The organism is Pantoea sp. GW821-FHT03E06 (genome assembly GCF_059420725.1).
In genome coordinates, this window is record NZ_JBWKUG010000001.1 from 1,595,185 (window position 1) to 1,616,271 (window position 21,087).

General features: G+C 53.5%; 20 protein-coding genes. 18 read left to right on the forward strand and 2 right to left on the reverse strand.

Annotation, left to right across the window (positions count from 1 at the left end; genetic code table 11):
- The first annotated feature begins 9 nt into the window (after positions 1 to 9).
- The 4 genes from AC07WB_RS07385 to flgL all read left to right on the forward strand — a co-directional run bounded on the left by AC07WB_RS07385 (position 10) and on the right by flgL (position 4,807).
- Entirely contained in the window at positions 10 to 1,116 is a 1,107-nt protein-coding gene (locus AC07WB_RS07385; RefSeq protein ID WP_097094259.1) for a flagellar basal body P-ring protein FlgI, read from the forward strand.
- Positions 1,116 to 2,057 carry a flagellar assembly peptidoglycan hydrolase FlgJ gene (gene flgJ / locus AC07WB_RS07390; protein WP_400455386.1) on the forward strand — a complete coding sequence of 314 codons (942 nt, stop codon included), beginning with the start codon at positions 1,116 to 1,118 and terminating at the stop codon, positions 2,055 to 2,057. The genes AC07WB_RS07385 and flgJ overlap by 1 nt, the downstream gene beginning before the upstream one ends.
- A 119-nt stretch (positions 2,058 to 2,176) precedes the next feature.
- Positions 2,177 to 3,820, forward strand: coding sequence for a flagellar hook-associated protein FlgK (flgK, locus tag AC07WB_RS07395; RefSeq protein WP_097094257.1), 1,644 nt, complete (start codon positions 2,177 to 2,179; stop codon positions 3,818 to 3,820).
- A gap of 18 nt (positions 3,821 to 3,838) precedes the next feature.
- Entirely contained in the window at positions 3,839 to 4,807 is a 969-nt protein-coding gene (flgL, locus tag AC07WB_RS07400) for a flagellar hook-associated protein FlgL (RefSeq protein ID WP_097094256.1), read from the forward strand.
- A gap of 176 nt (positions 4,808 to 4,983) precedes the next feature.
- Here the strand turns inward: flgL and rne are convergent, their stop codons facing one another.
- On the reverse strand, positions 4,984 to 8,259 hold the full coding sequence (rne, locus tag AC07WB_RS07405) for a ribonuclease E (RefSeq protein WP_494940249.1): 3,276 nt from the start codon (positions 8,257 to 8,259) through the stop codon (positions 4,984 to 4,986).
- A gap of 572 nt (positions 8,260 to 8,831) precedes the next feature.
- On the opposite strand from rne, the gene rluC reads away from it, so the two are divergent.
- Positions 8,832 to 9,818 (forward strand): 23S rRNA pseudouridine(955/2504/2580) synthase RluC, encoded by a 987-nt coding sequence (gene rluC / locus AC07WB_RS07410; protein WP_494940250.1) that lies wholly within the window; start codon positions 8,832 to 8,834, stop codon positions 9,816 to 9,818.
- Here the strand turns inward: rluC and AC07WB_RS07415 are convergent.
- Positions 9,802 to 10,383, reverse strand: a complete 582-nt coding sequence (locus AC07WB_RS07415; RefSeq protein WP_494940251.1) for a Maf family protein — start codon at positions 10,381 to 10,383, stop codon at positions 9,802 to 9,804. The two genes, rluC and AC07WB_RS07415, sit on opposite strands and share 17 nt — an antisense overlap.
- Before the next feature lie 143 nt (positions 10,384 to 10,526).
- Here AC07WB_RS07415 and yceD point away from each other — a divergent pair, with 143 nt between their 5' ends.
- From yceD to AC07WB_RS07480, 13 genes are all read left to right on the forward strand, one after another.
- Positions 10,527 to 11,048, forward strand: a complete 522-nt coding sequence (gene yceD, locus AC07WB_RS07420) for a 23S rRNA accumulation protein YceD (protein ID WP_097094252.1) — start codon at positions 10,527 to 10,529, stop codon at positions 11,046 to 11,048.
- Positions 11,049 to 11,062: 14 nt separating this feature from the next.
- Positions 11,063 to 11,233: a 50S ribosomal protein L32 gene (rpmF, locus tag AC07WB_RS07425; protein WP_007885783.1), complete on the forward strand. Its 171-nt coding sequence runs from the start codon at positions 11,063 to 11,065 to the stop codon at positions 11,231 to 11,233.
- Between the two features lie 26 nt (positions 11,234 to 11,259).
- The gene (gene plsX / locus AC07WB_RS07430) at positions 11,260 to 12,300 is read left to right on the forward strand and encodes a phosphate acyltransferase PlsX (RefSeq protein ID WP_097094251.1); all 1,041 of its coding nucleotides are present in this window, start codon (positions 11,260 to 11,262) and stop codon (positions 12,298 to 12,300) included.
- Positions 12,301 to 13,254 carry a beta-ketoacyl-ACP synthase III gene (locus AC07WB_RS07435; protein ID WP_097094250.1) on the forward strand — a complete coding sequence of 318 codons (954 nt, stop codon included), beginning with the start codon at positions 12,301 to 12,303 and terminating at the stop codon, positions 13,252 to 13,254.
- Positions 13,255 to 13,270: 16 nt separating this feature from the next.
- The gene (fabD, locus tag AC07WB_RS07440; protein ID WP_494940252.1) at positions 13,271 to 14,203 is read left to right on the forward strand and encodes an ACP S-malonyltransferase; all 933 of its coding nucleotides are present in this window, start codon (positions 13,271 to 13,273) and stop codon (positions 14,201 to 14,203) included.
- A 10-nt stretch (positions 14,204 to 14,213) separates the two neighbouring features.
- Positions 14,214 to 14,948, forward strand: a complete 735-nt coding sequence (gene fabG / locus AC07WB_RS07445; RefSeq protein WP_097094248.1) for a 3-oxoacyl-ACP reductase FabG — start codon at positions 14,214 to 14,216, stop codon at positions 14,946 to 14,948.
- A gap of 153 nt (positions 14,949 to 15,101) precedes the next feature.
- On the forward strand, positions 15,102 to 15,338 hold the full coding sequence (acpP, locus tag AC07WB_RS07450; RefSeq protein ID WP_097094247.1) for an acyl carrier protein: 237 nt from the start codon (positions 15,102 to 15,104) through the stop codon (positions 15,336 to 15,338).
- Positions 15,339 to 15,424: 86 nt separating this feature from the next.
- Entirely contained in the window at positions 15,425 to 16,666 is a 1,242-nt protein-coding gene (gene fabF, locus AC07WB_RS07455; RefSeq protein WP_097094246.1) for a beta-ketoacyl-ACP synthase II, read from the forward strand.
- A 122-nt stretch (positions 16,667 to 16,788) separates the two neighbouring features.
- Positions 16,789 to 17,601 (forward strand): aminodeoxychorismate lyase, encoded by an 813-nt coding sequence (gene pabC / locus AC07WB_RS07460; RefSeq protein WP_494940253.1) that lies wholly within the window; start codon positions 16,789 to 16,791, stop codon positions 17,599 to 17,601.
- Positions 17,598 to 18,617, forward strand: a complete 1,020-nt coding sequence (gene mltG / locus AC07WB_RS07465; protein WP_097094244.1) for an endolytic transglycosylase MltG — start codon at positions 17,598 to 17,600, stop codon at positions 18,615 to 18,617. The genes pabC and mltG overlap by 4 nt, the downstream gene beginning before the upstream one ends.
- Positions 18,607 to 19,242, forward strand: coding sequence for a dTMP kinase (gene tmk / locus AC07WB_RS07470; RefSeq protein WP_345826880.1), 636 nt, complete (start codon positions 18,607 to 18,609; stop codon positions 19,240 to 19,242). The genes mltG and tmk overlap by 11 nt, the downstream gene beginning before the upstream one ends.
- Positions 19,239 to 20,228: a DNA polymerase III subunit delta' gene (holB, locus tag AC07WB_RS07475; RefSeq protein ID WP_345826879.1), complete on the forward strand. Its 990-nt coding sequence runs from the start codon at positions 19,239 to 19,241 to the stop codon at positions 20,226 to 20,228. The genes tmk and holB overlap by 4 nt, the downstream gene beginning before the upstream one ends.
- A gap of 17 nt (positions 20,229 to 20,245) precedes the next feature.
- Positions 20,246 to 21,037 carry a metal-dependent hydrolase gene (locus tag AC07WB_RS07480; protein WP_345826878.1) on the forward strand — a complete coding sequence of 264 codons (792 nt, stop codon included), beginning with the start codon at positions 20,246 to 20,248 and terminating at the stop codon, positions 21,035 to 21,037.
- Positions 21,038 to 21,087: the final 50 nt, after the last annotated feature.

Below are 21,087 nucleotides of genomic sequence, written 5' to 3' on the forward strand. Positions count from 1 at the left end.
GTAATGAGAATGAATATGACGACTCTGCTCCGCCTGAGCCTGGGCTTACTGCTCGGCTTCAGCGCTATGGCGCATGCTGACCGCATCCGCGATCTGACTTCCGTGCAGGGTGTGCGCGACAACCAGCTCATTGGCTACGGCCTGGTCGTCGGCCTGGATGGCACCGGCGACCAGACCACGCAAACCCCGTTTACTACGCAAACGGTCAGCAACATGCTCTCTCAGCTGGGTATTACCGTGCCAACCGGCACCAACATGCAGCTGAAAAACGTGGCGGCGGTGATGGTGACAGCCAAGCTGCCGTCATTTGCACGTCAGGGACAAAACATCGACGTAGTGGTTTCTTCACTCGGTAATGCGAAAAGTCTGCGCGGCGGTACGCTGCTCATGACGCCGATGAAAGGGGTGGATAACCAGGTTTATGCGCTGGCACAAGGCAATATTCTGGTTGGTGGCGCCGGTGCATCTGCCGGCGGCAGCAGCGTTCAGGTTAACCAGCTTAACGGTGGCCGCATTACCGGTGGTGCAACGGTAGAGCGTGAGCTGCAGAGCAACTTTGGTAGCCAGAACACCATTAACCTGCAGCTGAACAGTGAAGATTTCACCATGGCGCAGCGCATTGCCGACACCATTAATGCACGCGGCATTGGTTCTGCTCAGCCGCTGGACGCGCGTACTGTGCAAATCCGTGTATCACCGAACAACAGTTCACAGGTGCGTTTGCTGGCGGAGATTCAGAACCTTGATGTTTCCGTACCGCTGGAAGATGCCAAAGTGATCATCAACTCACGTACCGGTTCAGTGGTAATGAACCGCGAAGTGACGCTGAATACCTGTGCGGTGGCGCAAGGTAATTTGTCGGTGACAGTTAATCAACAGCAAAACGTTAGTCAGCCCGATACGCCATTGGCAGGTGGGCAGACAGTGACAACCAACAACACGCAGATTGATTTACGCCAGAGCGGCGGCGCGCTGCAGCGCGTGAACTCCAGCGCCAACCTGAACAATGTGGTACGTGCGCTTAATGCGCTGGGTGCGTCACCGATTGAGCTGATGTCGATTTTGCAATCGATGGAAAGCGCGGGTTGCTTGCGCGCCAAACTGGAAATTATCTGATGACCGATACGCAATCGCTGATGAATGCGGCTTACGACAGCCGCTCTCTGAACGACCTGAAACGTGAAGCCAGCGCCGACCCGAAAGGGAAGGCGATGCAGGTGGCAAAACAGGTGGAAGGCATGTTTGTGCAGATGATGATGAAAAGCATGCGCGCAGCGCTACCGCAGGATGGTTTGCTGAGTAACGACCAGACGCGGCTTTTCACCTCAATGTACGATCAGCAGATTGCGCAGGAGATCGGTAAGCGCGGCCTGGGCATGGCCGATCTGATTGTTAAACAGATGCAGCCGGCGCAAGAACCGGATGAAACCGCCGGCACGGTGCCCATGAAACTGGATAACAGCTTCATTTATAGCAACCTGCCGTCCAATCAGCTGGAGCAGATGGTGCGAAAAGCGGTGCCGCGTCTACCGGTTTCTCCGGGCAGTTTACCCAGTGATAGCAGCGATTTTATCGCGCAGCTCGCTCAACCGGCGCAGGTGGCAAGCCAACAGAGTGGTATTCCACATCATTTGATTCTGGCGCAGGCCGCGCTGGAGTCTGGCTGGGGCCAGCGGCAAATCCTCACGCGCGACGGCAAGCCGAGCTACAACGTATTTGGTATCAAGGCGAGCAGCGACTGGAAAGGCGCCACCACCGATATCATGACCACCGAATACGAAGGTGGCGAAGCGAAAAAAGTACGTGCCAGCTTCCGCGTCTACGGCTCCTATATGGAAGCACTCAGCGACTACGTCAAATTGCTTTCCAGCAATCCGCGTTATGCCGCCGTAGCGAACGCGCCAAGTGCCGAGCAGGGCGCGCGTGCCTTGCAGGCGGCCGGTTACGCCACCGATCCGAAATATGCGCAGAAGCTGGTAGGAATGATCCAACAATTCAAAAACATGGGTGAAAAAGTGATGAAGGCGTACAGCAACGATATCACTGATTTGTTCTGATTTTTTGCCTCAAGTTTCACTTAAGCAAGCCGATAACTATCACATGCCGCGGGCGCTCATCGTTCGCGCAATCGCACTGATGACTGCCAGCCCGGTTAACGGGAAATTAAGGAACCGAGATGTCCAGCATAATTAACTCAGCGATGAGTGGGCTGAGCGCCGCACAGGCTGCATTAAGCACCACCAGTAACAACATCAGCAATTATACGGTAGCGGGCTATTCGCGTCAGACGGCGATTTTGTCGCAGTCGAATAGCACGTTGCAGGGCAATAGCTATTACGGCAACGGCGTCACGCTTTCGGGCGTACAGCGTGAATACGATGAGTTCATCACCGCTCAGCTGCGCGGCTCCAGCGCCAACTACAGCGCCGTTAATACCCAATATAATCAGATTTCCAACATTGATGACCTGCTGTCGACGTCGACCACCAGCTTGTCGACGTCGATCCAGAGCTTCTTCACTAACGTACAAAACGTGGTGAGTAACGCCAACGATCCGTCGGCACGTCAGTCAATGCTGAGCTATGCGCAAGGCCTGGTAAACCAGTTCCAGACCACCGCGCAATATCTCAATAACATGCAAACCAGCGTAAACACCGATATCGCTTCGAATGTTGATCAAATCAACACCTTTACCAGCCAGATTGCCGATCTGAATACACAGATTGCCAAGCTGACCACTGGCGGTGGCGCGGCACCTAACAATCTGCTGGACCAGCGCGATCAGTTGGTGAATAGCCTGAATAATGTGGTTGGCGTAAACGTCTCCCAGCAGGACGGCAGTTACATCGTTTCCATGGGCAGCGTGACGTTGGTCAATGGTAAAAACGCCACCAGTCTGGTGGCTATGCCTTCCAGCAGCGATCCCTCTCGCACCACCGTTGGCTACGTGGATAAGCAGGCTGGCAACGTGGAGATCCCAGAGAAAACCTTAACTACCGGTTCACTGGGCGGTTTACTGGCATTCCGTACTCAGGATCTGGATACGGCGCAGAACCAGCTTGGCCAGTTAGCGGCAGCGTTCACCACCAGCTTCAACACCGTGCATAGCCAGGGTTTTGATAGCACTGGCGCTGCTGGCGGCAACTTCTTTAACATCGGCTCGCCCACAGTAGCGAGTAACAGCAAAAACACCTCATCGGCCACGGTAACCGCGGCGTGGTCAGACACTAGCGCGATGAAGGCCTCCAACTATACCGTGAGTTATGACGGCAGTAATTGGTCGGTTACCCGCATGTCAGATAACGTGAAGTTTAACGTTACGCCGGATGCGACCGATGGCACGCTCAACTTTGACGGGCTGAAACTGACGGTGAGCACGACGCCAGCACCGAATGCCAAAGACAGCTTCCTGGTTAAGCCGGTGCAGAACGTGATTGCTGGCATGTCGGTGGCGATCACCGATGAATCGCAGATTGCCGCGGCTTCCAGCGCGACCAGCGGTGAAAGTGATAACCGTAACGCGCAGAAATTGTTAGATCTTCAGGATAGTAAGCTAGTGAATGGCAACGCCACTATTGCGCAGGCCTACGCCAGTATTGTCAGCACCGTGGGTAACAAAACCAGCACGCTGGAAACCGCCAGTACGACGCAGCAGAACGTAGTAACCCAGCTGAGCGATCGTCAGCAATCCGTTTCTGGCGTTAACCTCGATGAGGAGTACTCCAACCTGACGAAATATCAGCAGTTCTACATGGCGAATGCGCAAGTGCTGCAAACGGCGAGTACCATTTTTAATGCGCTGATGGACATCCGCGGCTAAGCATAGAGGATAAAAACCATGCGTCTTAGTACCAATATGATTTTCGACCAGCAGGTGCGCGGTATTACCGATTCGCAATCCTCCTGGCTAAAAGTGGGGCAGCAGCTCTCAACCGGATTGCGCGTTAACAATCCTTCTGACGATCCTATCGCGGCCTCGCGTGCGGTGGTGCTGTCGCAGTCACAGGCGAAAAGTAGTCAATATGCGACGGCGCGCAGCTTTGCCGATCAAAGCTTGTCGATGGAAGAGAATGCACTTTCTAGCGTTACCAGCAGCATTCAGGATGCGCAAACCATGATAGTTTATGGTTCTACCGGCACCCTGAGTGACGACGACCGCGCGTCGATCGCCACCAAACTGGAAGGTATTCGCTCCCAGCTGTTGAATCAGGCGAACAGCCGTGACGGTAATGGTCGCTACATCTTTGCGGGCTATCAAACGGATGTCGCGCCTTTTAGTGATGCCGGCGCCCCGGCGGGCGTGACCTATGTAGGTGGCGCCGATCCCATCACGCAAAAAGTTGATGATGGACGTACCATGGCCGTCAGCAGCACGGGATCTTCCGTATTTATGTCGCTCACCAGCAACTCAAAGGCGGAGCCGGACGGCAGCGCCAGCGAAAAAAACCTGTTTAATATGCTCGATAGCGCGATTGCCGCGTTAAAGACGCCGCAGGATGATGCCGATGATGCGACTAAACAGGTTTTCCAGGACGCGATGGATAAGTCCAACCGTGGTCTGAGCAACTCACTGAATAATGTGCTGGCGGTCCGTTCTGCCGTGGGTTCACAGTTAGCTGAACTGGATACGCTGGATGCGCAGGGCGACGATCGCGACACCATCATGGCTTCGCAAATGACCGATCTGGTGCAGGTGGATTACACTCAGGCCATCTCCAGCTATACCATGCAACAAACGGCTCTGCAGGCGTCGTATAAGACGTTTACCGATATGTCGAAGATGTCACTATTCCAACTGAATTCCTGATTGACCTGAATCTTTGAGCGTACTTTAACCGGGTGCGCTTAGTTTCTCCCACCGCCTTTGAGGCTGTGGGATTTTTTTTGCCGGTAAGAAACACGCTAAGTGATGAAGTGGCTGAATGTCAGCCAATAAAAAACCCCGGACTCGCCGGGGTTTGATGTTTACTGACTTGCTAAAGCTTACGCGCTTTCCGGGCGTGTTGCCGGTGCGGTGGCTTGATGCGTGGCGCTATGACCACCCGCAGAACCCCGTCCATCAAAGTCGAACGGTGGACGAACCCATTCGCTGTGACGAGCCGGCTCCGGTTGCCACGCTGGTGCAGGCGCTTTGGTCATCGGTGCAGTTGCATGATGTTTAAAGCGTGTTTTAGCTGTGGTTACTGCAGTGTCACGTGCCGCAACTGGCGCATGAGGTTCAGTTACCGGCGTGACTTCAGCAACAGCCGCCACTGGCGCAGCCAGAACCTCTTCAACCTGAGCTTCCACTGCTGGCGAAACATCTGCCGGTGCCTGCTCAACCACCGCAGCCACTTCACTGGCTTCTGGCTTCGCTTCTTCAACGATTGCCGCAGGCTCAGCTTCAGCAGCAATTTGCTGTGCAACAGGTTCATCGGCAGCAGTAATCACCGCGGGCTCTTCGTTGACTGGCGCAGCAATTGGCGAGACGTCATCAGTGTTTACCACTGGCACATCAATATGCGCCTGCGGTTCAGCCTGATGTACTGTCTCTTCTGCAGCTGCCTGCTCAACGGCCGGTTCAACAGCAGCCACTTCAGCGGGTTGTTCCACGGTCGCTGCGGCTTGTTGGTAGCCATAATCCGATACTTCATGCATGGCATCTTGCGTGGTGTATTCTTCCTGAGCTTGTGCCACCGGATAGTTAAGCCACACTTTTCCTGAGGCCATTTCTGGGGAAGCAGCAGCAGATTCCAGCGGCATCGGAGACTGCGTTGGGTAACGCTCATCACGATAACGGCGGCGGCGCTGACCACTCACGCGCAGGTGACGCGGTGAACGACGTGAACGACGCGGCATATTGGCGTTGTCACGGTTATCGCTATCATCCTGCTCGTCATTACTGGCTTCAGGTTGCTCGTGATACTGGGTACGCGGCGCAGTTTCTACAGCAGCTTCATGCACAACCGGAGCAGGCGTTTCTGATGCAATTTCACTGTCTTCGCCAACCCGCACACGTTGAGACAGCTGACGCTGTTTACGACGTGGCATCACTTGTACACGTTCTTCTTCCTGAGCAACGCTTTCATCGATTACATCCGCTTTTACTGCGGGTTCAGCGACTTTCTGATCCTGCTGTTGCGCACGTTTCTCTTCCTGACGACGACGCTGGCGCTCGGCGCGCTGTTCGCGGCGCTGCTGCTGCTGCTCATCGCGCTGCTCAAGGGCTTCATCGCTCAGCACAGGACGAGCTTCACGCGGCTCGCTATTTTGACGCTTATTACGACGATTATCCTGATTGTCACGCGGTTCGCGGGATTCACGTGGCTCACGCGCTTCACGCGGCTCGCGAGGTTCACGACCTTCGCGCACCTGCTGGCCATTCTCACCATTGCGCGGAGTGCGTTCGCGACGGTTGTTGCGACGATTGTTATTGTTGCGACGTTCGCCACGCTGCTGGGTATTTTCAGATTCAGCCGCCGCTGGTGCTTCTTGCTGAGTTTCAGCAGGCGCTGCAGCTGGTGTATCACCGGCGAACATCTTCTTCAAACCGTTCAGCAGACGGGCAACGAAACCAGTGTTGGTGACAGCCGGAGCGGCAACTGCGGGTTTGGTTTTCGCTTCCACTGCAGGCTGAACGTCTTTCACCACTTCAACCGGTGCTGGTGGTGCATCTGGCATTGCGAAAGCGGCCAGTGCTGGCTGCTCCGGACGACGACGCTCAGCGTGCTCTTCTTCAGAAGGCAGCGCCATTTCCGCTTCGTGCAGTTTCGGCAGATGATAGCTAAGAGTTTGCGTCTCTTCGCCGTTGCGTACGCGCAGCACAGAGTAGTGTGGCGTTTCCATCTGATCGTTTGGCACGATGATGGCACGCACGCCGCCCTGGCGTTTCTCGATGGCGCTGACTGCATCACGCTTTTCGTTCAGCAGGTAGGACGCCACCGGGACGGGAACAATCGCATGGACTTCTTTGGTGTTGTCTTTCAGCGCTTCTTCTTCAATCAGACGCAGAATCGACAGCGACAGTGATTCGTTATCACGGATGGTGCCGGTACCGCTACAGCGAGGGCAGACGTGATGGCTGGATTCACCCAATGATGGGCTGAGGCGCTGACGCGACATCTCCAGCAAACCGAAGCGGGAAATGTGGCTGATCTGGATGCGAGCACGATCCTGGCGCACCGCTTCACGCAGACGATTTTCCACGGCGCGCTGGTGGCGCACTGGCGTCATATCAATGAAGTCGATAACAATTAAACCGCCGAGATCGCGCAGACGCAGCTGACGCGCAATCTCATCGGCCGCTTCCAGATTGGTATTGAAAGCCGTTTCTTCGATATCGCCACCGCGGGTCGCGCGTGCGGAGTTGATATCAATAGCGGTCAATGCTTCGGTGCTATCAATAACAATTGAACCGCCTGACGGCAGACGAACTTCACGCTGGAAAGCGGATTCAATCTGCGATTCGATTTGGTAATGGCTGAACAGCGGGATTTCACCGGTGTACAGTTTGATTTTGCTGCTAAAGTCAGGACGGCCGAGGGCAGCAATATGCTGACGCGCCAGATCCAGAACTTTCGGGTTATCGATGAGGATTTCACCAATATCCTGACGCAGATAGTCACGGAAAGCGCGCACGATCACGTTGCTTTCCTGATGGATCAGGAAAGGTGCCGGGCGACTGTCTGCGGCTTTTTTGATTGCTTCCCAGTGTTTCAAACGGAAGCTGAGATCCCACTGTAGCGACTCGGCAGATTTACCGACGCCAGCGGTGCGGACGATTAACCCCATACCGTCTGGCAGTTCCAGCGCGGAGAGGGCTTCTTTCAACTCGGTACGATCGTCGCCCTCGATACGGCGAGAAATGCCGCCAGCACGAGGATTGTTCGGCATCAATACCAGATAGCTACCGGCTAACGAAATAAAGGTTGTCAGTGCTGCACCTTTATTACCGCGTTCCTCTTTATCAATTTGAACGATAACTTCCTGACCTTCACGCAGCACATCTTTGATATTCGGACGACCATGTGCGTTGTAGTTGGATGGGAAATATTCGCGGGAAATTTCTTTTAGAGGGAGGAAACCGTGACGTTCTGCACCGTAATCGACAAATGCAGCTTCAAGGCTCGGTTCAACGCGGGTGATTTTACCTTTGTATATGTTGGCTTTTTTCTGTTCGTGTCCAGGACTTTCAATATCCAGATCGTACAGACGTTGTCCATCAACCAGGGCAACGCGCAACTCCTCCTGCTGAGTTGCGTTTATTAACATTCTTTTCATCGTGACTTACTCGTTATTCTCACATGAGTGATGTAGCTGCGGGCATCGTTACCCTGGACGAGAATCAACCGATGGCCCCGTGTCTTAATGCACTGACGTCAACCTCACGGTTGTCGGCGGCTAAAGGGGCGCAAATCTTGTCGGTGGCCTGTTTTTCATAAGGAAATCCAGCGCCTGAAGGTGGAAGTGCTACAGAGTATTCAGAAATCCACGCATCCTAGTCTGTCGTCCAGGCCGCAACCCGCAGCCCGCTAAGTGCCTGATTTAACATTACGTCTTACGCCATTGCTGCGTGTCCGTTCAATCCGGCAAAATGACTTATTTCGCTCTTTTTCCTGCCTGAATCTTTCCAGGGCAGAAACCCCTGCATTATTCCATTGCTCACCAACATATAGCAAGGCGACTTTTGCCAAGCTGCGAAGTTTATTCATCCATAACCTGTTCATTTGCAGGGCTAATCATCGCATCGGTGAAAATGTCGCCATTTTCCCCGTTTAACTGTGCGACAAAGAGAGAGTTAAGCACAGAAAAAGGGGTGGCGCTATCCGGGTACACTATTTAGAATCGCCGCCATGAAAACAGAGAATCCGGGCGTACAGTATGTCGCCATCACGGCTGAAAATGCCGGACAACGTATTGATAATTTTCTGCGTACCCAGCTCAAGGGCGTGCCGAAAAGCATGATTTATCGCATTTTGCGTAAAGGCGAAGTGCGGGTGAATAAAAAGCGGGTTAAACCTGAATATAAGCTGGAAGATGGCGATGAGCTCCGTATTCCCCCGGTGCGCGTTGCTGAACGCGAAGAGCAGGCGGTTTCACCTAAGCTGGATAAAGTTGCTGCGCTCACCAATGCCATCCTTTATGAGGATGATTATTTACTGGTGTTGAACAAACCATCAGGTACGGCGGTACACGGTGGCAGCGGCTTAAGTTTTGGCGTGATTGAAGGACTGCGCGCCTTACGTCCAGAAGCGCGCTTCCTTGAGCTGGTTCACCGACTCGATCGCGACACTTCCGGCATCTTGCTGGTGGCTAAAAAGCGTTCGGCGTTGCGTTCGCTGCATGAGCAACTGCGCGAGAAGGGCATGCAAAAGGATTATTTGGCGCTGGTACGCGGTGATTGGCCATCGCATTTGAAAGTTGTTCAGGCACCGCTGCTGAAAAACATTTTGCAGAGCGGCGAACGCGTGGTGCGCGTGAGTGCAGAAGGCAAGCCTTCGGAGACGCGTTTTAAAGTTGAAGAGCGATTCGGTTTTGCGACCTTAGTCAAAGCCAGCCCGGTAACGGGCCGTACGCACCAGATCCGCGTCCATACGCTTCACGGCGGCCATCCGATCGCTTTTGACGATCGTTATGGCGACCGTGAATTTGATGCGCAACTGAGCTCAACCGGCCTATCGCGACTTTTTTTACATGCTGCCGCGCTGACTTTTACCCATCCTAATACCGGCGAACTCTTGCGAATGGAAGCGCCATTGGATGGCGCTTTGAAGCACTGCCTTGCCCAGCTGCGTCAGAAAAAAAAGCCTGATGACCAGGGTATCAACTCAATGCGTTGATGCCCGCACTTCTTAACATTTCGTTTAACGCAATCAGCGGTAAGCCAACTAAGGTATTGGGATCGCGGCCTTCCAGTCTTTCAAACAGGCAAATACCTAATCCTTCGCTTTTGAAACTGCCTGCACATTGAAGCGGCATCTCCTTCTCAACATACGCGTGAATCTCTGCGCGACTTAACGTACGAAAATGTACGGTAAAAGGTTCGCAAATCACGGTTTGTTTGCCGCTCTGCGGCTGGATGAGCGCCAAACCCGTGTAAAATGTGATCGCATTGCCGCTCGCCGCCGCCAACTGCCGACAAGCCTGCTCCACGGTATAAGGCTTACCCGCAATCTCACCATTCAGAACGCACACCTGATCTGAACCGATAATCCAGCTATCAGGGTAATGCTCAGCCAGCGCCTGTGCTTTGGCTAATGCCAGGCGCTGCACCAGTTCTGGCGCTGATTCATTGAGATACGGCGTTTCATCACTGTTGGGGGCGGCTGTTATAAAAGGCAGACCCAGTTTGGCCAGCAATGCCTGACGAAAAGGGGAGGTGGATGCTAAAACTAAAGGTGTCATCATTTTTTTTCAGAATAGATAGCGTAAAGATGACAGTCATTTTAAACTATGCGCCGCACTGGATGCGACTAACGGGTGAAAGATGCCGTAAACCGGCCTTTTTCTTTGACTCTATGACGTTACAAAGTTAATATGCGCGCCCTATGCAAAAGGTAAAATTACCCCTGACGCTCGATCCGGTCCGCGCCGCGCAAAAACGCCTTGATTATCATGGTGTTTATGCACCTGAATTGGTGGCGCGCTTGGCCGAAACGGTCGTGAGTGTGGACAGTGATGTTGAATGCGATATGTCGTTTGCGGTTGACAACCAGCGCCTCGCCGTTCTGCAAGGAACAGCCGAAGTGCAGGTGACTTTGTCATGTCAACGCTGCAACCAGTCGTTTCCACGTCATGTTCACGTAAGCTATTGCTTCAGTCCTGTCTCTTCTGATGAGCAGGCCGAGGCACTACCGGAAGCCTACGAGCCAGTTGATGTCAATGATTTTGGTGAGATCGACTTGCTGGCGGTGATCGAAGATGAACTCATCCTCGCGCTGCCCGTGGTTCCGGTGCATGATTCTGAACACTGTGAAGTGTCCGACGCGGACATGGTATTTGGTCAATTGCCTCCAGAGGCAGAAAAACCAAATCCGTTTGCCGTATTAGCCAGTTTAAAGCGTAAGTAATAGGAGTAAGGTCCATGGCCGTACAACAGAATAAACCAACCCGTTCTAAGCGTGGTATGCGTCGTTCACACGATGCTCTGACCACTGCTGCTCTGTCAGTAGATAAAGTTTCTGGCGAAACTCATCTGCGTCACCATATCACTGCGGATGGTTACTACCGCGGTCGCAAGGTTATCACCAAGTAATCCTCGCGATTACACAAGGCGATACCTTGACACGTTTGACCCTGGCAGTTGATGCCATGGGCGGGGACTTCGGTCCCTGCGTGACAGTGCCTGCATCCTTGCAGGCACTGGCCTCTCATTCGGAGCTGGTTCTTCTTCTGGTCGGTGATCCCGACATCATCTCGTCATTTCTTGCCAAAGCGGATTCCTCGTTACAGAGGCGTGTGCAGGTCATCCCTGCCGAATCGGTTATTGCAAGTGATGCCAAACCTTCTCAGGCAATTCGTAATAGCCGCGGCAGTTCGATGCGTGTGGCGTTAGAGTTGGTCAAAGAAGGTAAAGCGCAAGCCTGCGTCAGTGCGGGAAATACCGGCGCGCTGATGGGCCTGGCGAAAATGTTGCTTAAGCCGCTGGATGGGATTGAGCGTCCGGCGTTGATGACGGTGTTGCCGCATCAGCAGCATGGCAAAACGGTGGTGCTGGATCTCGGTGCTAACGTTGAGTCTGACAGCGATATGCTGGTGCAGTTTGCGATTATGGGCGCGGTCATGGCCGAAGAAGTGCTGGAAATTGCTCAGCCTCGGGTTGCACTGTTGAACATTGGTCAGGAAGAGACCAAAGGATTGGAAACAATCCGCGCCGCATCTGCGGTGCTACGAGCGTCACCGCAAATCAACTATATTGGTTACCTTGAGGGGAACGATCTCCTCACCGGCAAAACGGATGTGCTGGTCTGTGATGGCTTCGTGGGTAACGTCACGTTGAAGACCATGGAAGGCGTGGTAAGAATGTTCCTCTCTCTGCTGAAATCGTCAGAGGAAGGAAAAAAACGGGCCTGGTGGCTAAGATTGCTGGGGCGCTGGATTCAAAAGCGTCTGGCAACGCGTTTCGGCCACCTCAACCCCGACCAGTACAATGGCGCTTGTCTGTTAGGATTGCGCGGGACAGTGATCAAAAGCCACGGTGCGGCGAATCAACGTGCATTTGCCGTGGCGATAGAGCAGGCAGAGCAGACGGTGCGAAAGCAAGTCCCAGAGAGGATTGCGGCGCGCCTTGACACTGTATTAGCCAGGAGTGACAAAGCGTAGATGTTTACCAAAATTATCGGTACGGGCAGCTATTTGCCTGAGCAGATTCGCTCCAATGCGGATCTGGAAAAAATGGTCGAGACGACGGACGAGTGGATTGTCACCCGTACCGGCATCCGTGAGCGTCGTATTGCCGCTCCGGAAGAAACGGTTGCCACCATGGGCTTCACCGCAGCACAGCGTGCGCTTGAGATGGCGGGTGTGCATGCGAATGACGTTGGCCTGATTATTGTGGCCACTACGTCCTCGAGTCACGCTTTCCCAAGCTCAGCCTGCATGATCCAGCAAATGCTGGAGATTGAAGATTGTGCTGCTTTTGATTTGGCTGCCGCCTGCGCGGGCTTCACCTATGCGTTGAGCGTTGCCGATCAATACATTAAAAATGGCGTGGTTAAGCATGCGCTGGTGATCGGTGCAGATGTGCTGGCACGTACGCTCGATCCCAACGATCGTGGCACTATCATTCTGTTTGGCGATGGCGCGGGAGCTGTTGTTCTGAGTCAGAGCGAAGAGCCGGGTATCCTCTCTACTCATCTGCATGCCGATGGACGCTACAGCAAATTGCTGACGCTGCCGTATCAGGATCGCGCCCATCAGGATGAGCCCGCTTACCTGACAATGGCGGGTAATGAAGTCTTCAAAGTGGCCGTAACTGAACTGGCACACATCGTTGACGAAACCCTGCAGGCTAACAACCTTGATCGTGAAATGCTCGACTGGCTGGTTCCGCATCAGGCGAACCTGCGCATCATTAGCGCAACGGCCAAAAAACTCGGTATGGGCATGGATAAAGTCGTAGTCACACTGGATCGTCACGGTAATACCTCGGCCGCTTCCGTGCCAAGTGCACTGGACGAGGCGGTGCGCGATGGCCGTATCAAGCCGGGACATCTGATTTTGCTGGAGGCCTTCGGTGGTGGTTTCACCTGGGGTTCCGCACTGGTTCGCTTTTGATTGACAGGAACGAAAGATGACGCAATTTGCTTATGTTTTTCCTGGACAGGGATCGCAGACCGTCGGCATGTTAGCCGACCTGGCTGCTGAAAACCCGCAGGTTGAAGCCACTTTTGGTGAAGCTTCCGCCGCGCTGGGTTATGACTTGTGGCAGCTGGTCCAGCAGGGGCCAGCTGAAGAATTGAATAAAACCTGGCAGACGCAGCCAGCGTTGCTGGCCGCTTCTGTGGCTATTTATCGCGTATTGCAAAGCAAAAATGCGGTAAAACCCACGCTGATGGCAGGTCATAGCCTGGGTGAATACTCAGCGTTGGTTTGTGCCGGCGTGTTGAATTTCGCTGATGCTATCAAGCTGGTTGAGCTGCGCGGGAAATTGATGCAGGAAGCCGTACCGGAAGGTACCGGCGCGATGCAAGCCATTATTGGCCTGGACGATGCATCGATCCGTAAAGCCTGCGAAGAAAGTGCGCAAGGCCAGGTGGTTTCACCGGTTAACTTCAACTCGCCAGGCCAGGTGGTTATCGCCGGTAACAAAGAAGCGGTTGAACGTGCTGGCGCAGCGTGTAAGGCTGCAGGCGCCAAACGTGCGCTGCCGCTGCCGGTTAGCGTGCCGTCGCACTGCGCGCTAATGAAACCCGCAGCGGATAAACTGGCGATTGCGTTAGAAGCTATCACTTTCAACGCGCCTACCGTACCGGTTGTGAACAATGTTGACGTGAAATGTGAAACCGATGGCGCGGCAATTCGTAGCGCGCTGGTCCGTCAGCTCTACAGCCCAGTGCGCTGGACCGAATCGGTCGAGTTTATTGCTGCGCAGGGCGTTGAACAGCTGCTCGAGGTTGGCCCAGGCAAAGTGCTGACCGGCTTGACCAAACGTATTGTGGATAGCCTGAGCGCTGCTGCAGTGAACGATCCTGCTTCACTGAGCGCAGCCCTTTCACAGGAATAAGAGGAAAAACATGAGCTTTGAAGGTAAAGTAGCGCTGGTTACCGGTGCAAGCCGTGGTATCGGTCGCGCCATTGCGGAAACGCTGGCTGCGCGCGGTGCTAAAGTGGTGGGAACCGCCACCAGTGCAAGCGGTGCGGAAGCAATCAGTGCTTACCTCGGCGACAAGGGCAAAGGCCTGCTGCTGAACGTAACCGATGCGGCCTCAATTGAGAGCGTGCTCGAACAAGTTCGTGCTGAATTTGGCGAAGTGGACATTTTAGTCAATAATGCAGGCATTACGCGTGACAATCTGTTGATGCGCATGAAAGACGATGAGTGGGCGGATATCCTTGATACCAACCTGACATCGGTGTTCCGCCTTTCTAAGGCGGTTATGCGTGCCATGATGAAAAAACGCGTGGGCCGTATCATTACCATCGGTTCTGTAGTTGGAACCATGGGTAACGCGGGTCAGGCAAACTATGCGGCAGCAAAAGCAGGTTTGATTGGCTTTAGCAAATCACTGGCGCGAGAAATTGCGTCACGTGGCATTACTGTAAACGTCGTGGCTCCGGGCTTTATCGAGACGGACATGACGCGTGCACTGAACGATGATCAACGTTCGGGTATTTTGGCAGAAGTTCCAGCAGGCCGTTTAGGCGACCCGCAGGAGATTGCCAATGCTGTTGCATTCTTAGCCTCTGACGAAGCAGCCTACATCACGGGTGAGACGCTTCATGTCAATGGCGGTATGTACATGGTCTGATAATCACGAAATGATTTGCTTTATCTGCGGTAAACACCGCAGAATAACGCAAAATCGTGGTTAGACCAGCCGGGATTTTGTTGCATCTTTTTCAACATTTTATACACTACGAAAACCATCGCGAAAGCGAGTTTTGATAGGAAATTAAATAGTATGAGCGATATCGAACAACGCGTTAAGAAAATCGTAGCTGAGCAGCTGGGTGTTAAAGAAGACGAAGTGATCAACTCTGCTTCTTTCGTAGAAGACCTGGGTGCAGATTCTCTTGACACCGTTGAGCTGGTAATGGCTCTGGAAGAAGAGTTTGATACTGAAATTCCAGACGAAGAAGCTGAGAAAATCACTACCGTTCAGGCAGCGATCGACTACATCAATAGCCATAAAGGCTAATGAATATCTTCAGGCGGTCATCTCGACCGCCTGAGTTTTATGTTTGCCCCACATAGCGTTATTTTTTCCCTCCCTGGAGGACGTGCGTGTCTAAGCGTCGTGTAGTTGTGACTGGTCTTGGCATGTTGTCTCCTGTCGGCAATACCGTAGAGTCTACCTGGAGTGCTCTCCTTGCCGGTCAGAGCGGCATTAGCCTGATCGACCATTTTGATACTAGTGCCTATGCAACACGTTTTGCAGGCTTAGTAAGAGATTTCAATTGCGATGATTTCATCTCGCGCAAAGATCAGCGCAAGATGGATGACTTCATCCAATACGGCATCGTTGCGGGTATTCAGGCTATGGCAGACTCAGGTCTGGTCGTAACCGATGAGAATGCTGGTCGCATTGGTGCGGCAATCGGTTCTGGCATTGGCGGACTGGGTTTGATTGAAGATAACCACAGCTCGCTGGTCAAAGGTGGACCGCGCAAAATCAGCCCCTTCTTCGTGCCTTCTACCATTGTAAATATGGTGGCCGGTCACCTCACCATCATGTATGGCCTAAAAGGTCCTAGCATCTCAATCGCTACTGCGTGTACGTCTGGTGTGCATAACATTGGTCACGCTGCGCGTATCATCGCGTATAACGATGCTGATGTGATGCTGGCAGGTGGTGCGGAGAAAGCCAGTACGCCATTGGGTGTGGGTGGTTTTGGTGCTGCACGTGCGCTCTCCACGCGTAACGACAATCCGCAGGCGGCGAGCCGTCCGTGGGATAAAGATCGTGACGGTTTCGTGTTAGGTGATGGTGCAGGCATTGTCGTGCTGGAAGAGTACGAACACGCTAAGAAACGCGGCGCGAAAATTTATGCTGAAATCATTGGTTTTGGTATGAGCAGCGATGCTTACCACATGACGTCACCGCCAGAAGATGGTTCAGGTGCAGCAGCAGCGATGGTTAACGCACTGCGTGATGCACAGCTGAACGCTGAGCAGATCGGTTATGTCAACGCGCATGGCACCTCGACGCCAGCCGGTGATAAAGCGGAAGCTCAGGCGGTGAAATCGGTGTTTGGTGCTGCGGCTCATAGCGTGATGGTGAGCTCAACCAAATCGATGACGGGCCATCTGCTGGGTGCAGCAGGCGCGGTAGAAGCAATTTATTCGATTCTGGCGCTGCGCGATCAGGCGGTTCCACCAACGATTAACCTCGACAATCCTGACGAAGGTTGTGACCTGGACTTTGTGCCACACACGGCGCGCCAGGTAAGCGGATTGGAGTATACCTTGTGTAACTCCTTCGGATTTGGCGGCACTAACGGCTCGCTGATCTTCCGCAAAGTTTAATCGCTACTTAGCTGAACAGAGGCCCGCAATGCGGGCCTTTTTTATATTTTGACACGCAGTAGCGTGGAATTTTACGTGCTGCAGTGGTATTGAAAACAGGCACAACGCTCAGGGTAATCAACATGTGGATAAACGGGGTAAAGCAGACCGAACTTTCAGCACGCGATCGCGCTGTGCAATTTGGTGATGGCTGTTTTACTACCGCGGCGGTGGTTAATGGCCAGATTGTTATGCTTGCTGCCCATCTGCAACGCCTTAAAGATGGCTGTGAACGGTTATTGATGCGCATTCCGGACTTGCAGCAGCTGGCTAAAGAGATGCAGCAGGCTGCTCATGGGCAAGCGCAGGCGGTGTTAAAGGTGATTTTGACGCCAGGCGCAGGTGGCCGCGGTTACAGCCGTACCGGCTGCACCATGCCTACCCGCATCCTTTCGCTTTCTCCCTGGCCACATCATTATGCCGCGCTGCAACAGCAGGGTGTCGTGCTGAATACCAGCCCTGTTCGCCTGGCGCGAAATCCGCTGCTGGCCGGCGTTAAGCATCTCAATCGCCTGGAGCAGGTGCTCATTCGCCACCATCTTGATCAGACGGGCGGAGACGAGGCACTGGTGCTTGACACTAACGGGACGGTGGTGGAATGCTGTGCGGCCAATTTATTCTGGCGCAAAGGCAATACCCTTTATACGCCGCGCCTGGAGCAAGCCGGTGTAGATGGCATTATGCGCCGTTATCTGCTGGCAGAAATGGCGGCATCTGGCCAGACTTGTCAGCTGATAGATAGCCGCAGGGAGGAGGTTTTGAATGCCGATGAAGTGGTGATCTGCAATGCCCTGATGCCGGTTTTACCCGTGCGACAAATTGACGATGTTTCGTTCACCGCACGTTCGCTGTACCAGCAACTGCGCGCCAGTTGCCCGACGATGGAAGTATCATGACTCGAATGAAAAAGATTCTCGCAGGTGTAGTGGCATTAGCGGGGCTCGCCGCCGCCTTTAGCTATTGGCAGGTTCAACGCTTAGCTGATGCACCACTCACTTTGCAACAGGAAACCATTTACACATTGCCGGCCGGTAGTGGCCGCGTGGTATTGGAAGCCCAGCTCGAAAGCCAGCACATTATTCCCACCAGTATCTGGTTTGGTCCGCTATTAAAACTGGAGCCAGAACTGGCAAAGTTTAAAGCAGGCACCTATCGGCTGGAAAAAGGCATGACGGTACGACAACTGCTGCAACTGCTGGCCAGCGGTAAAGAAGCTCAGTTTCCGGTACGCTTTGTTGAAGGTTCAAGGCTGAAGGAGTGGCTGGCTGAGTTGCGCAAGTCGCCTTACCTCAAACACACGCTCACCGACGATGAGTTTGCCACCGTTGCCACGGCGCTCAAACTTGAGCCCAGCCAACTCGAGGGCAGTTTCTATCCCGATACCTATCTTTATACGGCAAATACCAGCGATGTGGCGCTGCTGGAGCGGGCTCATGCACGCATGAATAAGCTGGTTGATGAGATCTGGCAGGGCCGCATGGATAACCTGCCTTATAAAAAAGAGCAGGATCTGGTGACCATGGCGTCAATCATTGAGAAAGAAACCGGCGTCAGCGAAGAGCGCGCACGCGTGGCATCAGTATTTATCAATCGCCTGCGTACGGGCATGAAACTGCAGACCGATCCTACGGTGATTTACGGCATGGGTGATAGCTATACCGGCTCGTTAACGCGTAAAGATCTCGAAACCCCAACCGACTACAATACCTACACCATTAGCGGTATGCCTCCGGGTCCGATTGCCATGCCGAGCCGTGCTTCGCTTGAGGCGGCAGCACATCCAGAGAAGACCAATTACCTCTATTTTGTCGCAGATGGTAAAGGCGGGCACACTTTTACGACTAATTTGGCCAGTCACAACAAAGCGGTGCAGGTTTATCGGCTGGCAATGAAGGAAAAAAATGAAAAGTAAGTTTATCGTCATTGAAGGCCTTGAAGGCGCAGGTAAAACCACTGCGCGTAATGCGGTAGTTGCTGCGCTGCATGAACATGGCATCAATGATGTCGTCTTTACCCGTGAGCCAGGTGGAACGCCGCTGGCGGAACAGCTGCGTGTACTGGTTAAGCAGGGTATTGATGGTGAACAGGTCACCGATAAAGCCGAACTGCTGATGCTTTATGCGGCACGCGTGCAGCTGGTGGAGAACGTGATTAAACCAGCATTAGCACGTGGTGCATGGGTGATTGGCGACCGCCACGATCTCTCTTCTCAAGCGTATCAGGGCGGCGGACGTGGTGTAGATGCAAAATTAATGACCACGCTACGCGATGCGGTACTCGGTGATTTCCGTCCCGATCTCACGCTTTACCTCGATGTCACGCCAGAAGTGGGTTTGCAGCGCGCCCGAGCTCGCGGCGAGTTAGATCGTATTGAGCAAGAGTCGTTACGCTTCTTTGAGCGTACGCGTGAATGCTATCTGGCATTAGCCGCGCAGGATCCTTCTATCCTCACTATTGATGCGACGCAAAATATTGATGAAGTGACATTGTCACTTAAAACGGCGCTGCGTCGCTGGCTGGCAGATCAATCAGCATGAACTGGTATCCATGGTTGAATCAACCTTACCGACAGATTATCGCCCGCCATCAGAGCGGTCAGGCACATCATGCGCTGCTGGTGCAAGCTATCGAGGGAATGGGCGATGATGCGCTGGTTTGGGGCGTTAGTCGCTGGTTGATGTGTCTGCAGCCTGAAGGGCTAAAAAGCTGCGGGCATTGTCACGGCTGCCAGCTGATGCAGGCGCATACCCACCCTGATTGGTATCGGCTCGAAGCCGAAAAGGGCAAATCGTCGCTAGGCATCGATGCGGTGCGAGATGTAACCGAAAAGCTGTATCACTTTGCCCAGCAGGGCGGTGCGAAAATCGTCTGGCTGCCTGATGCTTCACAGCTCACTGAAGCCGCAGCCAATGCGTTACTGAAAACGCTGGAAGAGCCGCCGGCGAACTGTTGGTTCTTCCTCAGCGTGCGTGAGCCTTCACGCTTGCTGGCTACGCTCCGCAGCCGCTGCATGACATGGCATCTTTCACCACCGGAAGAAGCGCATAGTCTGCAGTGGCTGCAGAAACAGCAGCCGCAACCGGAAGCCACGCTGCGTGCGGCACTGCGCTTGAGTAATGGCGCACCGGCGGCCGCACTGGCGCTGTTACAACCTGAACGCTGGCAGGCGCGTGAAAAATTGTGCGAAATGCTGATCAGCGCGCTCAATAATGATGTGCTGCAGCTGCTGCCGGCGCTCAATGCAGAGGATGTGGCTGAGCGACTAAGCTGGCTGATTTCTCTGCTGGTTGATGCAATGAAAGTGCAGCAGGGGGCAAGTCAGTGGCTCAGCAACGGCGATCGCCCGGATGTGGTTGCACAACTGGCGCAAAGGCTGAACAGCGGCGCGTTAAATAGCAGCGCACAGCAATGGATGCAGTGTCGGGATCAACTGCTACATGTGGCAGCCCTTAATCGTGAATTAATTTTGACTGACCGTTTGCTTGCTTGGGAGCGTTTACTCGCACCCGCCGTGGTCGGCTAAGAGAGAAAGAGAGAAGTATGTTTATTGTGGATTCACACTGCCATCTTGATGGCCTTGATTATGAAAAACATCATCGCGATCTCGATGATGTTATTGCCAAAGCGGCGGCGCGTGATGTGAAGTTTATGCTGGCAATCGCGACGACGCTGCCGGATTACTACAAAATCAAACAGCTGGTTGGCGATCGTGAAAACGTAGCGTTAGCCTGCGGCGTGCATCCGTTGAATCAGGAAACACCCTATGATGTTGAGGAGTTTCGCCGGCTGGCGGCTGAAGAGCGCGTGGTCGCACTCGGTGAAACCGGGCTGGATTATTTCTATCAACAAGAGACCAAAGCGCAGCAGCAAGCATCGTTTCGTGAGCATATCCGCACGGGCATTGCGCTGAATAAACCGATTATTGTTCATACCCGCGACGCACGTGAAGATACCTTGGCGATTTTGCGTGAAGAAAACGTAGAGAAATGTGGCGGTGTGCTGCACTGCTTCACTGAAGATAAAGAAACTGCGGCGAAGCTGCTGGATTTGGGCTTTTATATCTCTTTCTCAGGCATTCTCACTTTTCGCAATGCCGAACAAATTCGCGAAGCGGCGCGCTATGTACCGCTGGATCGTATGCTGGTGGAAACCGATTCTCCCTATCTGGCACCCGTGCCACACCGTGGTAAAGAGAATCAACCGGCATTTACCCGCGATGTGGCAGACTACATGGCGATATTAAAAGGCGTCGATATTGAGACGCTGGCCGCTGTGACGACGGAAAATTTCTCCCGCTTGTTCCATATCCCAATGAGTCGTCTCGGTAGCTAACGACTTTATTTCAAATACTGTAATTAATCAGAAAACCATCGGCTGCACTG

Excerpts from the sequence above, each read along its gene's own strand:
- AC07WB_RS07415 (WP_494940251.1), bottom strand. The coding sequence starts at position 10,383 with ATGACACCTTTAGTTTTAGCATCCACCTCCCCTTTTCGTCAGGCATTG.
- flgJ (WP_400455386.1), top strand. The coding sequence starts at position 1,116 with ATGACCGATACGCAATCGCTGATGAATGCGGCTTACGACAGCCGCTCT.
- yceD (WP_097094252.1), top strand. The coding sequence starts at position 10,527 with ATGCAAAAGGTAAAATTACCCCTGACGCTCGATCCGGTCCGCGCCGCG.
- flgL (WP_097094256.1), top strand. The coding sequence starts at position 3,839 with ATGCGTCTTAGTACCAATATGATTTTCGACCAGCAGGTGCGCGGTATT.
- rne (WP_494940249.1), bottom strand. The coding sequence starts at position 8,259 with ATGAAAAGAATGTTAATAAACGCAACTCAGCAGGAGGAGTTGCGCGTT.
- flgK (WP_097094257.1), top strand. The coding sequence starts at position 2,177 with ATGTCCAGCATAATTAACTCAGCGATGAGTGGGCTGAGCGCCGCACAG.
- AC07WB_RS07385 (WP_097094259.1), top strand. The coding sequence starts at position 10 with ATGAATATGACGACTCTGCTCCGCCTGAGCCTGGGCTTACTGCTCGGC.
- fabD (WP_494940252.1), top strand. The coding sequence starts at position 13,271 with ATGACGCAATTTGCTTATGTTTTTCCTGGACAGGGATCGCAGACCGTC.
- holB (WP_345826879.1), top strand. The coding sequence starts at position 19,239 with ATGAACTGGTATCCATGGTTGAATCAACCTTACCGACAGATTATCGCC.
- fabG (WP_097094248.1), top strand. The coding sequence starts at position 14,214 with ATGAGCTTTGAAGGTAAAGTAGCGCTGGTTACCGGTGCAAGCCGTGGT.
- acpP (WP_097094247.1), top strand. The coding sequence starts at position 15,102 with ATGAGCGATATCGAACAACGCGTTAAGAAAATCGTAGCTGAGCAGCTG.
- AC07WB_RS07435 (WP_097094250.1), top strand. The coding sequence starts at position 12,301 with ATGTTTACCAAAATTATCGGTACGGGCAGCTATTTGCCTGAGCAGATT.
- pabC (WP_494940253.1), top strand. The coding sequence starts at position 16,789 with ATGTGGATAAACGGGGTAAAGCAGACCGAACTTTCAGCACGCGATCGC.
- tmk (WP_345826880.1), top strand. The coding sequence starts at position 18,607 with ATGAAAAGTAAGTTTATCGTCATTGAAGGCCTTGAAGGCGCAGGTAAA.
- mltG (WP_097094244.1), top strand. The coding sequence starts at position 17,598 with ATGACTCGAATGAAAAAGATTCTCGCAGGTGTAGTGGCATTAGCGGGG.
- AC07WB_RS07480 (WP_345826878.1), top strand. The coding sequence starts at position 20,246 with ATGTTTATTGTGGATTCACACTGCCATCTTGATGGCCTTGATTATGAA.
- rluC (WP_494940250.1), top strand. The coding sequence starts at position 8,832 with ATGAAAACAGAGAATCCGGGCGTACAGTATGTCGCCATCACGGCTGAA.
- rpmF (WP_007885783.1), top strand. The coding sequence starts at position 11,063 with ATGGCCGTACAACAGAATAAACCAACCCGTTCTAAGCGTGGTATGCGT.